Source organism: Citrobacter sp. Cf132, from assembly GCF_030333885.1.
Lineage (GTDB): Bacteria > Pseudomonadota > Gammaproteobacteria > Enterobacterales > Enterobacteriaceae > Citrobacter > Citrobacter freundii.
This window is the reverse complement of sequence record NZ_JAOWFA010000070.1, coordinates 75,746-90,547: the sequence shown is the minus strand read 5'-3', so window position 1 is coordinate 90,547 and position 14,802 is coordinate 75,746. Positions and strand designations below refer to the sequence as shown.

At 51.8% G+C, this 14,802-nt stretch carries 14 protein-coding genes; 6 read left to right on the top strand and 8 right to left on the bottom strand.

The genetic code is table 11. The features are described 5' to 3' along the window. Nucleotides 1-56: 56 nt before the first annotated feature. Together OGV85_RS20195 and OGV85_RS20190 are read right to left on the bottom strand one after the other, a co-directional pair. Nucleotides 57-1,040 (bottom strand): ABC transporter permease, encoded by a 984-nt coding sequence (locus OGV85_RS20195; protein WP_003034055.1) that lies wholly within the window; start codon nt 1,038-1,040, stop codon nt 57-59. 3 nt (nt 1,041-1,043) lie between these two features. Continuing rightward, nucleotides 1,044-2,543: a sugar ABC transporter ATP-binding protein gene (locus OGV85_RS20190; RefSeq protein ID WP_003034052.1), complete on the bottom strand. Its 1,500-nt coding sequence runs from the start codon at nt 2,541-2,543 to the stop codon at nt 1,044-1,046. 464 nt (nt 2,544-3,007) lie between these two features. On the opposite strand from OGV85_RS20190, the gene fucI reads away from it, so the two are divergent. The 4 genes from fucI (at nt 3,008) to fucR (ending at nt 7,534) form a co-directional block, all read left to right on the top strand. Then, a complete protein-coding gene (fucI, locus tag OGV85_RS20185) occupies nt 3,008-4,783 on the top strand; it encodes an L-fucose isomerase (protein WP_061548003.1) in 1,776 nt (591 codons plus the stop codon). A 122-nt stretch (nt 4,784-4,905) separates the two neighbouring features. Then, on the top strand, nt 4,906-6,324 hold the full coding sequence (gene fucK / locus OGV85_RS20180) for an L-fuculokinase (RefSeq protein WP_061548004.1): 1,419 nt from the start codon (nt 4,906-4,908) through the stop codon (nt 6,322-6,324). A 1-nt stretch (nt 6,325) separates the two neighbouring features. Beyond that, nucleotides 6,326-6,748, top strand: a complete 423-nt coding sequence (fucU, locus tag OGV85_RS20175) for an L-fucose mutarotase (RefSeq protein ID WP_003034046.1) — start codon at nt 6,326-6,328, stop codon at nt 6,746-6,748. A gap of 57 nt (nt 6,749-6,805) precedes the next feature. Then, nucleotides 6,806-7,534, top strand: coding sequence for an L-fucose operon activator (gene fucR / locus OGV85_RS20170; RefSeq protein WP_003034043.1), 729 nt, complete (start codon nt 6,806-6,808; stop codon nt 7,532-7,534). Between the two features lie 35 nt (nt 7,535-7,569). Here the strand turns inward: fucR and rlmM are convergent, their stop codons facing one another. From rlmM to OGV85_RS20150, 4 genes are all read right to left on the bottom strand, one after another. Continuing rightward, the gene (gene rlmM, locus OGV85_RS20165; RefSeq protein ID WP_003034040.1) at nt 7,570-8,670 is read right to left on the bottom strand and encodes a 23S rRNA (cytidine(2498)-2'-O)-methyltransferase RlmM; all 1,101 of its coding nucleotides are present in this window, start codon (nt 8,668-8,670) and stop codon (nt 7,570-7,572) included. Further along, a complete protein-coding gene (locus OGV85_RS20160; RefSeq protein ID WP_003034037.1) occupies nt 8,663-9,058 on the bottom strand; it encodes a DUF423 domain-containing protein in 396 nt (131 codons plus the stop codon). Before OGV85_RS20160 ends, rlmM begins: the two co-directional genes overlap by 8 nt. An 18-nt stretch (nt 9,059-9,076) precedes the next feature. Further along, nucleotides 9,077-9,994, bottom strand: coding sequence for a glycine cleavage system transcriptional regulator GcvA (gene gcvA, locus OGV85_RS20155; protein WP_003034035.1), 918 nt, complete (start codon nt 9,992-9,994; stop codon nt 9,077-9,079). 363 nt (nt 9,995-10,357) lie between these two features. Then, nucleotides 10,358-10,585, bottom strand: coding sequence for a YgdI/YgdR family lipoprotein (locus tag OGV85_RS20150; RefSeq protein ID WP_003840386.1), 228 nt, complete (start codon nt 10,583-10,585; stop codon nt 10,358-10,360). A gap of 192 nt (nt 10,586-10,777) precedes the next feature. Between OGV85_RS20150 and csdA the strand changes: the two genes are divergently transcribed. Beyond that, entirely contained in the window at nt 10,778-11,983 is a 1,206-nt protein-coding gene (csdA, locus tag OGV85_RS20145) for a cysteine desulfurase CsdA (RefSeq protein WP_061548005.1), read from the top strand. Continuing rightward, on the top strand, nt 11,983-12,429 hold the full coding sequence (gene csdE, locus OGV85_RS20140; protein WP_003034025.1) for a cysteine desulfurase sulfur acceptor subunit CsdE: 447 nt from the start codon (nt 11,983-11,985) through the stop codon (nt 12,427-12,429). Before csdA ends, csdE begins: the two co-directional genes overlap by 1 nt. A 77-nt stretch (nt 12,430-12,506) precedes the next feature. Here csdE and tcdA read toward each other — a convergent pair whose 3' ends face one another. Further along, nucleotides 12,507-13,313, bottom strand: a complete 807-nt coding sequence (gene tcdA / locus OGV85_RS20135; protein WP_003034022.1) for a tRNA cyclic N6-threonylcarbamoyladenosine(37) synthase TcdA — start codon at nt 13,311-13,313, stop codon at nt 12,507-12,509. Nucleotides 13,314-13,447: 134 nt separating this feature from the next. Beyond that, on the bottom strand, nt 13,448-14,545 hold the full coding sequence (gene mltA, locus OGV85_RS20130; protein WP_003034021.1) for a murein transglycosylase A: 1,098 nt from the start codon (nt 14,543-14,545) through the stop codon (nt 13,448-13,450). Nucleotides 14,546-14,802: the final 257 nt, after the last annotated feature.

Here is a 14,802-nt window from a genome sequence, read left to right as displayed (position 1 = left end):
AGTGAGTCACCCTAAACGTCAGGGTTATGATGCCCCGTGACTTCCGGGAGCGTAAATCAACGAATTTTTTTGCGTAATGTATCGAGATAAACCGCGGCAATGACCACCACGCCCATGGCTACCATTTGCCAGAACTGGGAAACGCCCATCAGGTTCAGACCATTCTTCAGCACGCTCATAATGAATGCGCCGATGATCGTGCCGCCGATGGTACCAATTCCGCCCATCAAGCTTGTACCGCCAATAACAACCGCTGCAATGGCTTCCAGCTCATACCCCACGCCGACCGTTGGTTGTCCTGAGTTCAAGCGAGAGGCCAGAATCACCCCGGCAATCCCAGTCAGCAGACCACAAAAGGCGTAGACGAAAATTTTGACGCGCTGAACTTTAATACCGGAAAGATGTGCGGCTACCTCATTGCTACCCACGGCGTAAACATAGCGACCAATCACCGTTTTCTTCAGGATGTAGGCGGCAATTAACGCCACCACCACCAGGTAAAAAACGGGATAAGGCAGCACATCAAACAAACGTCCCTGGGCCAGCATTTTGAAGGTGGGGTAATCAGCGAAATAAATCGCACGACCATCGGTCATCACCATATTGATGCCTCTGACTGACATCATCAGGCCCAGCGTGGCGATAAAAGGCGGGATAGTCATTTTGGTGACCAGAAGGCCGTTGATATAGCCGCATAATCCCCCGGCCAGCACCCCCGCCAGAATACATACAGGCAGAGGCAATCCCAGCGTGGCGCTGATGCCTACCGCAACACCAGAAAAGGCCACTACCGAGCCAAGAGAAAGATCGATTCCTGAAGTGATAATGACAAAGGTAACGCCAATTGCCATGATGCCAATCACTGACGTTTGCAAGGCAATTGTCATGATGTTTTCAGTGTTAAAGAAAAATGGCGAACCAAAACTAAAAAATATTACTAAAATAATCAGACTCAAAAGCGGCGCAAGGCGCATTAAAAGTTCTTTGTTAATTTTTATTTTCTTATTATTGCTGTCTGAAGAGGTTACAGAGATAGTCATAAATTAGTCCTCTAACGTCGCATATTGCATGATTTTTTCTTGTGTGGCGTCATCAGAAGCTAACTCCCCGGTAATACGTCCATTACGCATAACCAAAATGCGATCGCACATACCCAGCACTTCCGGTAATTCAGAGGAAATCATGATAATTGACTTCCCTTTTGCCACCAGTCGATTCATTAATTCATAAATTTCAAGTTTGGCCCCCACATCAATACCGCGAGTGGGTTCGTCAAAGATGAGAATATCGGTATCTTTACATACCCATCTGGCAATAATAATTTTCTGCTGATTACCGCCACTTAAATTCAGTGCCGCCTGCTCTAAATGTGGTGTTTTAATCCGTAGGGCTTTAACCTGTTCCTCGCTGGTTTTCTGACAACGTTTGCTGTCCACATTGCCATAGCGGTCGGAATATTCAGGATAATTGCCCAACATAATATTACGCTCAACGGACAGTCCTAATGCCAGCCCCTCTTTTTTTCTGTCCTCGGTTAAATAGCTGATACCCTGTTGGATAGCATCAGGAATATCTTTAATTACCGTCACTTTTCCGTTTAGCTTGAGGGTACCGCCATCAATGGGATCCGCGCCAAAAATCGCCCGCGCCAGCTCGGTACGCCCTGCGCCCATCAGACCAGCGAAACCCAATATTTCGCCCTGATACAGGGTGAAATCAATGTTGTTCAGTACACCATTGCGAGTCAGACCGCTGACTTCCAACACCGGCTTACGTTGAGCCAAAGGTCCACGACGAGGATAGATATTGCCGAGGTCCCGCCCAACCATCATGGCAATCAGGTCGCTAATTTTAACCGCATCATAATCTACAGTGGCAATAAACTGACCATCACGCATCACCGTAGCGCGATCGGCTATCAGCGCCAGTTCTTCCAGTCTGTGCGAGATATAAACAATGCCCGTTCCCTGTTCTTTCAGCAAACGGGTCACCTGAAATAAGCTGTCGATTTCCGTTTCCGTCAGTGCCGCCGTCGGTTCATCCATAATAAGGATCTTAGCATTCACCGATATCGCTTTAGCAATCTCAACCATTTGTTGTTGCGCGACGGTCAGATCGGCCACCAGCGTTTCTGGGGAGATATTCAGGTTTAATTTTTGCAAAATATCGATAGCAGCCTGTCGCTGTTGTTTTTCATCCAGACGCCAGCGGTTATTTTTGCAAAACTCCCTGCCAATAAAAATATTTTCTTCTACCGTGAGTTCAGGGAAAAGATTAAATTCCTGGTGAATAATCGTGATACCTGCGCTTTGTGCGCTCAACGGGTTCGCAAAAGAAACAGATTGCCCTTCAAAAATAATATCTCCTTCATCAGGCTGATAAACACCGGATAAAATCTTCATCAACGTAGACTTTCCTGCGCCATTCTCACCCAGCAGCGCATGAACCTCGCCTTTGCGTAAAGCAAAATCCACATTACTCAACGCTAATACGCCGGGAAAACGTTTCGTAATATGACTCATCTGTAAAAATGTTTCAGACATTGCTGCTTTCCTCAATATACAGAAACTGCAATCAGTGAATCAGGCGAAAAAACGTTGCCAGGAAGCCATCGTCACCGTTAATGCGAATACTACTTATACGTTCATATGCGTTTCATCAATCATGCTAACTCGAGTTAGCGAAGTGCCTTTTAAAGCTATTTTAGCTACTCAAATTAGCCAAATCATTTGGTTTAAATCTGTGACGCTGAACAAACAATTTATTGCAAATACTTAATTTAAAAGAATTTATACAAAAATATGCGTTCTGGTTTATTTGACACAGATCGAATTTTAACCACTTCTCGTGAAGCCTCTCACAGTTCCACAACAAAAAAGTTGTGCAAAAAACTCTCTAATACCTAAGCTAACTCGAGTTAGCAAAAATGAATTATTCAGCCAACTGCGACGGTGGTGTTCAACATCCGCTTTTGCAGCACGGCATAAAGTGAGATGAGGAACCTCGAATGAAAAAAAATAGCTTACCGAAAATTGGCATTCGTCCGGTGATTGATGGGCGCCGTATGGGTGTTCGTGAATCGCTCGAAGAGCAAACCATGAATATGGCTAAAGCCACCGCTGCGCTGATCGCTGAGAAACTTCGTCACGCCTGCGGCGCGCAAATTGAATGTGTCATTGCCGACACCTGTATCGCCGGGATGGCGGAATCTGCCGCCTGCGAAGAAAAATTCAGCAGCCTGAATGTGGGCGTGACCATCACAGTGACCCCATGCTGGTGCTACGGTAGCGAAACCATCGACATGGATCCAATGCGGCCGAAAGCTATCTGGGGTTTCAACGGTACAGAACGTCCGGGGGCCGTTTATCTGGCTGCCGCGCTGGCTGCGCATAATCAAAAAGGACTTCCTGCCTTCTCTATTTACGGTCATGACGTACAGGACGCCGGCGACACCACGATCCCTGCCGATGTGGAAGAAAAATTGCTGCGCTTTGCCCGCGCGGGCTTAGCCGTCGCCGGTATGAAAGGCAAAACCTACCTGTCCGTAGGCGGCGTTTCAATGGGCATTGCTGGCTCTATTGTCGATCATAACTTCTTTGAATCCTGGCTGGGAATGAAAGTTCAACCCGTTGATATGACCGAACTGCGTCGTCGCATCGACCAAAAAATCTATGACGAAGCTGAGCTGGAAATGGCGCTGGCGTGGGCGGACAAAAACTTCCGCTACGGCGAGGATCAGAACGCGCAGCAATATAAGCGCAACGCAGAGCAAAGCCGTGCGGTGCTGAAAGAGAGCCTGCTGATGGCCATGTGCATTCGCGACATGATGCAGGGTAACCAGAAGCTGGCAGACAAAGGTCGGGTTGAAGAGTCGCTGGGGTACAACGCGATTGCCGCAGGCTTCCAGGGCCAGCGTCACTGGACCGATCAATATCCGAATGGTGATACCGCCGAAGCGCTGCTCAACAGCTCCTTTGACTGGAATGGCATACGCGAACCGTTCGTTGTCGCCACCGAAAACGACAGCCTGAACGGCGCGGCGATGCTGTTCGGCCATCAACTCACCGGCACGGCGCAGGTCTTTGCCGATGTGCGCACCTACTGGTCGCCAGAAGCGGTAGAGCGCGTCACGGGTAAACCGCTGACCGGCCTTGCTGAGCACGGCATTATTCACCTGATTAACTCCGGCTCGGCAGCGCTGGACGGCTCCTGCAAACAGCGCGACGACGCAGGGAAACCGACCATGAAACCGCACTGGGAAATCTCGCAAAAAGAGGTCGATGATTGCCTGGCGGCAACCGAATGGTGTCCGGCTATTCACGAATACTTCCGCGGCGGCGGCTACTCCTCTCGCTTCCTGACCGAGGGCGGCGTGCCGTTCACCATGACTCGCATCAACATCATCAAGGGCCTGGGGCCGGTACTGCAAATCGCAGAAGGCTGGAGCGTGGAATTACCGGAAGATATGCATGACCAGCTCGATGCGCGCACCAACTCTACCTGGCCGACCACCTGGTTTGCCCCGCGCTTAACCGGTAAAGGCCCGTTCAGCGATGTCTATTCGGTTATGGCTAACTGGGGCGCAAACCACGGAGTGCTGACAATTGGTCACGTGGGCGCAGACTTTATCACTCTGGCCGCCATGCTGCGTATCCCGGTTTGCATGCACAACGTGGAAGACGAGAAAATTTACCGTCCTTCAGCCTGGGCAGCCCACGGAATGGATACGGAAGGCCAGGATTATCGTGCCTGCCAGAACTACGGTCCGCTGTATAAGCGTTAAACATCGAGCAATTGCCTGATGGTGGCGCTTACGCGTCTTATCAGGCCTACGAAGCGCACGGTTTTGTAGGCTGGATAAGGCGAAGCCGCCATCCGGCAATAGGTAATCTCCCAGGAGCAATTATGAAACAAGAGGTTATCCTGGTCCTCGACTGTGGCGCGACCAACGTGCGGGCCATAGCCGTTGACCGTCAGGGAAAAATTATCGCCCGCGCCTCTACGCCCAACGCCAGTGATATTGCCGCGGAGAACAGTATCTGGCATCAGTGGTCGCTGGAAGCCATTTTGCAACGCTTCGCCGGCTGCTGTCAGCGGCTCTCCACGCAACTGGCCAATTGCCGTATCTGCGGGATCGCCGTCACCACCTTCGGCGTAGACGGTGCGCTGGTCGATCAACACGGCAGGCAGTTATATCCGGTAATCAGTTGGAAGTGCCCGCGAACCGCAGCAGTAATGGAAAATATCCATCGCTACATGTCACCGCAGCAGTTGCAGGAAATCTCCGGCGTCGGCGCGTTTAGCTTTAACACGCTGTATAAACTGGTGTGGCTGAAAGAAAACCATCCACAATTACTGGAACAGGCGCACGCCTGGCTGTTTATCTCATCGCTTATCAACCACCGTTTAACCGGCGAGTTCACCACAGATATCACCATGGCGGGCACCAGCCAGATGCTGAACATCCAGCAGCGCGATTTCAGTGATGACATTTTGCAGGCGACCGGCATACCGCGCCGACTGTTTCCACGTCTGGTGGAAGCGGGCGAACAGATTGGGGTACTGCAACACGAGGCCGCCAGCCTGCTCGGGCTACCAGTGGGTATTCCTGTGATATCTGCCGGGCACGACACGCAGTTTGCGCTCTTTGGCGCGGGAGCTCAGCCAGACGAACCGGTGCTCTCTTCCGGTACATGGGAAATTCTGATGGTACGCAGCGCACAGGTGGACACCTCTCTGCTCAGCCATTATGCGGGTTCCACTTGTGAATTAGACAGTCATGCCGGGCTGTATAATCCCGGCATGCAGTGGCTGGCTTCCGGCGTGCTTGAATGGGTGCGTAAGCTGTTTTGGACTGCCGAATCGCCCTGGCAGACGCTGATTGACGAAGCCCGGTCCATTCCTGCTGGCGCAGAAGGCGTCAAGATGCACTGCGACCTGCTGACCTCTCAGAATGCGGGCTGGCAAGGGGTTACGCTCAATACCACCCGCGGGCATTTTTATCGCGCCGCACTGGAAGGACTGACAGAACAGTTGCAGCGGAATTTACACACGCTGGAAAAAATTGGTCATTTCCAGGCCTCTGAATTGTTATTGGTTGGCGGGGGAAGCCGTAACGCATTGTGGAACCAGATTAAAGCTAATGTTCTCGGGATCCCTGTCAAAGTGCTGGATGACGCCGAAACCACCGTCGCAGGCGCCGCGATGTTTGCCTGGTCAGGCATTAGAGAATTTACCTCACCGGAACAGGCCCGTGCACAGGTGCGCTACCAGTACCGTTACTTCTATCCGCAAACCGAATCCGAACTGACAGGAGTCGAGTAACATGCTCAAAACAATATCCCCCTTAATTTCCCCCGACCTGCTGAAGGTGCTGGCTGAAATGGGTCACGGCGATGAGATTATCTTTTCCGATGCTCATTTTCCGGCTCATAGCATGGGACCGCAGGTGATTCGCGCCGACGGTCTGCTGGTCAGTGACCTGCTGCAGGCGATTATTCCGCTTTTTGAACTGGACAGCTACGCCCCACCGCTGGTGATGATGGCCGCAGTAGAAGGCGACTCTCTCGATCCTGACGTCGAGGCTCGCTATCGACAGGCGCTTTCATTGCAGGCCCCCTGTCCAGACATCACGCGTATTGACCGTTATGCCTTTTACGAACGAGCGCAAAAGGCGTTTGCGATCGTTATCACAGGAGAGCGGGCAAAGTACGGGAATATTCTTTTAAAAAAAGGGGTAACGCCGTAATCTCTGGTCAGAATGCCCGTCTGGTACGGGCATTTATCATCAGATGAGGATCTGAACATGAAAGCGGCGCGCCAGCAGGCAATCGTAGATCTGCTTACCCACCACAAAAGCCTGACAACTGAAGCCCTGTCTTTGCAGCTAAACGTTAGCAAAGAGACCATCCGCCGCGATCTCAGTGAATTACAAACCCAGGGCAAGGTGCTACGCAATCACGGGCGGGCCAAGGCTATTCATCGGGAAAATCAGGACAGTGGCGACCCGTTTCATATTCGACTAAAAAGCCACTATGCCCACAAAGCAAATATTGCCCGCGAAGCGCTGGCATGGATCGAAGAAGGTATGGTGATAGCTTTAGACGCCAGCTCAACCTGCTGGTACCTGGCGCGACAGCTACCGGACATCAACATTCACGTTTTTACCAACAGCCAGCCCATCTGCCAGGAATTGGCTAAACGTGAACACATTCAGCTTATCAGCTCCGGCGGTCGCCTTGAGCGCAAATACGGTTGCTACGTTAATCCCTCGCTTATCTCGCAGCTTAAATCCCTCGATATTGACCTGTTTATTTTTTCCTGCGAAGGGATCAATAGCGACGGTGCGCTCTGGGACTCAAATGCAACCAACGCAGACTTCAAATCCATTCTGCTTAAGCGCGCATCGCAATCTTTATTGTTGATCGATAAAAGTAAATTTAATCGTTCGGGAGAGGCCAGAATTGGGCATCTGGATGATGTGACGCATATTGTTTCAGATACACAGCTGATTGAATCAATCCAGGCCGAATAGGGCGATTTCGCCGCCATCCGACCAGGATTGTAGCCTTATCGCTCGTCGCGACGACCGCCGACGGCCGCCCACAGACGACGTACGTGAACGGTTACTTCTTCACGGTCATGATACAGCTGACGCGCCTGAATTTGGGCATTTACGCCATGTTCATCAAGCTGGGCCTGAATGTAAGCCAGGTTCTGTGATACCTCTTCGTAGCGTTTTTTCATCGGCAGCTTGAGGTTGAATATCGTCTCACGACACCAGCCGTTGACCAGCCATTGTGCCATCAGCGCGGCGACCTTCGCCGGCTTCTCCACCATATCGCAGACCATCCACGAAATATTGTTGCGATTCGGACGGTATTTAAATCCGTCTTCACGCAGCCAGGTGACCTGTCCGGTATCCATCAGGCTTTGTGCCATTGGACCGTTATCCACGGAGTAAACCCACATGTTGCGTTTAACCAGCTGATAGGTCCATCCGCCCGGGCAGGCCCCTAAATCCACCGCATACATTCCGTTCGCCAGACGCTCATCCCATTCATCGGCAGGGATAAACACGTGCAGCGCTTCTTCCAGTTTCAGCGTTGAGCGGCTCGGCGCATCGGCCGGGAATTTCAGTCGCGGAATACCCATGTAGAACGGTGAGTTATTGTCAGGCCAGGAATAACCGGTATAACAACAGCCAGGGGCGATAAAGAAAACATGAACCACCGGACGTTTCGGCGTTTCATATTTTGCCAGTACGCCCGCTTCACGCAGCGCCGCGCGCAGCGGTACGGTAAATTTACGGCAGAACTTAACCAGCTCTTTGCTTTCATTGGTGTCGGCGACTTCGACACGCAGATCGCCACCCTTTTCCACCACGCCCTGCAGCATGCCAACGATCGGCGTAATGCGGTCTTCCGGCGGTAAATATTGCAGCAGTTCGCCCACCACAAACATTTGACGGGCAAAAATCAGTGAGCTAAACGGCAGCTCTTTCACTAGCTTTTCGGCATCATCCTGCTGATAGCATTCGAAGATGACGTAACCCGCATTGTCTTTCACGCGGGCAAAACCGAAGATTTCCCGGCGCCCTGCTTTATCCGTAATTTCTGCGGCGCACTCTTTTTCAAAACCCGGGCGACACAACAACACAACCTTATTCATGGCTAACGCCCTTACGTTTCAATCTAATAGCACCCACTAACATCAGCGCCCAGCCCACAAGGAAGCTGAAACCGCCGACGGGGGTAACAAACGCCCACAGGCGTAAATGAGAGAGTGCAAGGCAATACAGGCTGCCGCTAAACAGCACCGTTCCTAATGCCAGAAACACGCTACTCCAGTAAAACCAAATGCTAATGCGTCGCTGCATGGCGACGGCCAGGCCAAAGATAGCCAACGTATGGAACGCTTGATACTCAAGGCCAGTCTGGATCCACCCCATCTCAACGACACCGAGGGTTTTACTCAGAACATGTGCCCCAAAGGCACCCAACGCCACAAAGATAAAGCCACTTACGGCGGCAAAAATCAGCATAAAACGGCTGGTCATGTGAATACCCTACGTAAATTATTGTTCATAACGAAAGCGGAATTTTTCTTGTTCCGTGGCCGCTTTAGCCAAAATCCACTGACGGAAGGCGGCTATTTTACCCAGTTCTGCCTGACTGTCATGACAAACCAGATAAAATGCGTTTTTGCTGACCAGAACATCGTTAAACGGACAGACCAGACGCCCGGCTTCTATTTCGGACTGCGCCATGACGTTATTCGCCAGCGCAATCCCCTGTCCGTGGATAGCAGCCTGTAGCACCATGGCGCTATGGCTGAAGATAGGTCCCTGCTGTACGTTGATATGATTCAGGCCAAGCTGGCGCGTATAGGCTTGCCAGTCACGGCGCGACGCATCGTGCAATAATGTGTGTTTAGCCAGATCGTCGGGCGTCTTCAACGGTTTATCACCGGTGAGTAATAGCGGCGAGCAGACCGGCAATAAATATTCTGCGTACAATTTTTCAACGCGCAGACCCGGCCAGTTGCCGCGTCCGTAGAAAATCGCCACATCTACATCGTCCGCCAGTTTGTCTTCCTGACGGTCCACCGCCTGGATCCTGACATCGATTCCCGGATAAGCTGAGTTAAAGCTAGAGAGTCTGGGCACCAGCCATTGGATCGCAAAACTGGGCAATAAACTGACGGTAAGTGCACCTTTTGCACTACGTGCCTGAAGTTTACGCGTCGCGTCGGTTAATTGCGAAAAAATCTCTTTGATGTCGAGGAAGTAGCTTTGACCTTCTTCCGTTAACAGCAAAGATCGATTGCGTCGACGAAACAGCTTCAGCCCCAGGAAATCCTCAAGAGACTTGATTTGATGACTTACTGCGGCCTGCGTCACAAAAAGCTCTTCTGCTGCGCGAGTAAAGCTCAAATGACGCGCTGCAGCATCAAAAACACGCAACGCATTTAAGGGTGGTAATCGTTTTGACATGACTTTTAGGCTTTGATGTTAAATGAATTTAACAATTGACTAACAGGCTGTAACCTATTAGTTTTTTTTATCTGAGCCATTATAAATTGTCCGTTGAGGTTCTACCAGCAAATACCTATAGTGGCGGCACTTCCTGAAGCCGGAACGAAAAGTTTTATCGGAATGCGTGTTCTGGTGGGCTTTTGGCTTACGGTTGTGATGTTGTGTTGTTGTGTTTGCAATTGGTCTGCGATTCAGACCATGGTAGCAAAGCTACCCTTTTTCACTTCCTGTACATTTACCCTGTCTGTCCATAGTGATTAATGTAGCACCGCCAAATTGCGGTGCTTTTTTTTGTCCGACTCTTTGTCGATGGATGACCGGTTAGTTATCCAGTTCTACCATCTCTTTCACGTCAGTGCGGTTAATCTGCTGTTTGTTGCCGTTAGCGTCTTTATACGAAATCATCCCCGTTTCATTATCGGTCTGTGGCTTACCGTCAGCTACGATTGATCGACCATCGTTGGTGTGCATCACGTAATTCGAACCGGAACAGGCGCTCAGGGCAAAAGTCAGCATACAGGCAGAAATTATGGCGGCAGTCTTTTTCATCTTCTTCTCCTTAAAGCGATTTATGCTATTAAAAACACACTCCGTAACAGGCAAAATTGTTCACCTAACGCTATTTAGCATAAGACACTGAGCGGGCTTTGCCAGGATATCCAGAGTATTCCGATGGTTAGCGCAACCCTTGTATCAATGCCCTTTTTGCGCCACGATCGGTTTACTGAACTGAGGAATACCATGAACGCTTTTAACCCCGCGCAGTTTCGCGCACAATTTCCCGCACTCAACGATGCTGGCGTCTATCTCGACAGCGCTGCTACGGCGCTGAAGCCACAGGCGGTGATTGAGGCTACCCACCAGTTTTATAGCCTGAGCGCCGGAAACGTCCATCGCAGCCAGTTTGCTGAAGCCCAGCGCCTGACCGCACGCTATGAAGCCGCGCGAGAAAAAGTCGCAAGCCTGATTAATGCGCCGGATGACAAAACCATCGTCTGGACCCGCGGCACAACGGAAGCGATCAACATGGTTGCCCAAAGCTATGCGCGTCCACGCCTTCAGCCGGGTGATGAGATTATCGTTAGCGCAGCGGAACATCACGCCAACCTCGTGCCCTGGCTGATGGTCGCGGAGCAAACGGGGGCTAAGGTCGTCAAACTCCCACTCACCCCCGATTTATTGCCAGACGTTGAGCGCCTTACGCAACTTATTACCCCGCGCAGCCGCATTCTGGCACTCGGGCAAATGTCGAACGTCACCGGTGGCTGCCCGGATCTGGCCCGCGCCATCACGCTCGCCCATGCGGCTGGCATGGTGGTGATGGTTGATGGTGCCCAGGGGATTGTCCATTTTCCTGCCGACGTACAACAGTTAGATATTGATTTCTATGCGTTCTCGGGCCACAAGCTGTATGGCCCAACCGGTATTGGCGTGCTGTACGGTAAGCTTGAATTACTGGAAGCTATGTCACCGTGGCTCGGCGGCGGAAAGATGATTAGCGAAGTCAGCTTCGACGGTTTCACCACCCAGGCAGCCCCATGGAAGCTGGAGGCCGGTACGCCTAACGTTGCTGGCGTTATCGGGCTAAGCGCAGCGCTCGAATGGCTGGCGGACGTCGACGTTGCACAGGCCGAAAACTGGAGCCGGGGTCTGGCGACGCTGGCAGAAGATGCGCTGGCGAAACGCCCCGGCTTTCGGTCCTTCCGCTGCCAGAATTCCAGTCTGTTATCCTTTGATTTCTCGGGTGTTCATCACAGCGATATGGTTACGCTATTGGCCGAATATGGCATTGCGCTGCGCGCGGGGCAACACTGCGCGCAACCGCTACTGGCAGAACTGGGCGTATCCGGGACACTACGCGCCTCATTTGCCCCTTATAATACACAAAGCGATGTGGATGCGTTGGTCGCAGCCGTCGACCGCGCGCTGGAAATATTGGTGGATTAATGACAAGCCCTTTGTTCGCCGGACACCCGTTTGGCACAACCGTAACCGAAGAGACGTTACGCAATACCTTTATCCCGCTCACTCAGTGGGAAGATAAATATCGTCAGCTGATACTGCTGGGTAAGCAGTTGCCGGCACTTCCGGATGCGCTAAAAGCACAGGCCAAAGAAATCGCGGGCTGTGAAAACCGCGTCTGGCTGGGGCATACTCTTCATGCGAATGGCACTCTGCATTTCTTTGGTGACAGCGAAGGTCGAATAGTACGCGGGCTGTTGGCGGTATTACTCACCGCGGTCGAAGGTAAAACGGCCGCCGAGTTACTGGCGCATTCACCAATGGAATTATTTGACGAGCTGGGTTTACGCGCGCAGCTTAGCGCCTCGCGTAGCCAGGGGCTACATGCTCTTAACGAGGCGATTCTTGAGGTTGCTCAGAAAGCCGGATGACGGCGCTAATACGTCTTATCCGGCTTATAACACCGCACAAACCGTAGGTCGGATAAGCATAGCGCCATCCAATACAATCAGGGCTGGCGCGCCGCTTTGGCCATCATCTTCTTCAGCGCATGGGAGACGGCAACAAAACCAAAGGTGGCGGTCACCATCGTGGCCGCGCCAAACCCGGATGCGCAATCCATACGTTTCGGCCCTTCCGCCGTCGCTTTCATCGCACACACCGAGCCATCTGCCTGCGGGTACACCAGCGCTTCGGTCGAGAACACACAGTCCACGCCCAGCTTGCCTTTGCTGTTTTTCACCACGCCAAAATCGCTTTTCAGCCGCTCACGTAGCTTGGCCGCCAACGGATCCTGGATGGTTTTTGCCAAATCAACGACCTGAATCTGCGTAGGATCGATCTGTCCGCCCGCACCACCGGTGGTCACCAGAGGAATTTTGTTACGCCGACAGTACGCGATCAGTGCCGCTTTTGGGCGCACGCTATCAATCGCATCAATGACATACGAAAATCCCACACTCATATATTCAGCAACGTTATCCGGCGTGACAAAATCATCGACCACGTTCACCCGGCACTCCGGGTTAATCTGGCGGATACGTTCAGCCATCACTTCAGCTTTTGCCAGGCCGACGTTATCGCGTAAAGCATGGATCTGGCGGTTAGTATTGGTGACACACACATCATCCATATCGATGAGCGTGATGGCGCCAATGCCGGTTCGCGCCAGCGCTTCCGCCGCCCATGACCCCACTCCGCCAATCCCAACCACGCAAACGTGCGATTGAGCAAACAGTTGCAGCGCATTTTCGCCATACAGACGCGCCGTACCGCCAAAACGCTGACGCCAGGCATCACTTATAACCACAGACATAGAACCTCAGATATAGAAAACAAAAAGGGCGGACAAATACCGCCCTTGATGACTGCATCACTGCCTGATGGTGGCTACGCCTTATCAGGCCTACTCAATAATTCAGGCTTGATAAGCGAAGCGCCATCCGGCAATTAACCGCTGAACACGTTACCCGCACCCGGCGCTGTTTTTAGTACCCATACGCGACCGTAATGATTATACCACCCGGCACGGTGTCCGGCGTCTGCGCCAATACCCTGATAGATGTCGAAGTGCTGCCCTTTTATCGCCCCGCCCACATCCAACGCCACCATCAGACGCAGTTCGTACTGGCCGGTAAACTTGCCGTTATTGTCCAGTAACGGGACTTCCGCCAGTAACGTTGTGCCCGCAGGAATGATACTGCGGTCAGAAGCCACGGATGCGCGGCCAATCAACGGTACCGCGCTGGCCCCTTTCACCGGAGCAAAAGATTGTGGTTTAAAGAAGACAAACGATGGGTTCTGCTCCAGCAGCTCACGCACTTCGGCTTCGCTGTGCGTTTCACCCCAATGACGAATAGCCTGCATCGACATATCTTCTTTTTTCACTTCGCCACGGTCGATAAGCACTTTACCGATACTGCGATAGGCGTGGCCGTTTTTCCCGGAATAGCTAAAGAAGTTGAGCGGGCTGCCATCGCCAAAATCGATGTAACCACTGCCCTGAACATCCATAATGAAGTTATCCATCAGGGAGTTGCTGTATGCCAGAATATAATTGTCGCTTAGCGCACCCGCGTAGATCTCGGCACGGGATGGTAAGCGCCCACGTTTTGGCGGCATACGATAGATAGGATACTGAAACTCGCCCTGGCGCGTATGCCGTGCCTGGATAACCGGCGTGTAGTAACCGGTAAACTGGACGTTACCGTAGTTATCAGCCCCTTCCATTTGCCATGCATCAATACCAAACTGACGCATACTGCGCGTATCACCGCCCGCGCGTAACCATTGCTGGATAGCGTTGTAGACGTTGCTCTGGTTACCGTACAAACGTGGCGAAGCGCTACGAATTTGATTAACCTGCTCGGCGAAATCACCGGCATTGATTGGTGCGCCAACCGCATCAGGCTGGTTCACCAGTGAGAAAGGCTGGGTAAATTTCCCGTCTTTATACTGCTGCCCACGATCGGTGGGTTTTGAGGAACACGCGGCGAGCATCGCGACTACAGCTCCCGCCAGAAGATATTTTGCCCAACGTCCTTTCATTGTTCTCGTCTTATGTTGCCTGAATGCGAGACGAAGATAACAAACCCCCGAACCTAATGAAATGCGTATACATACCCGAACGCAAATTTTGAGCAAAAAATAATCCAGAATGCGTTGTTTTTGTTCATTTTCACCCTAAAAACGTGATCAAGGTGAAAAAAGGGTTGCATGAAAATACGAGCAGAGTATAGTGCGCATCCACGGACGCGGGGTGGAGCAGCCTGGTAGCTCGTCGGGCTCATAACCCGAAGGTCGTC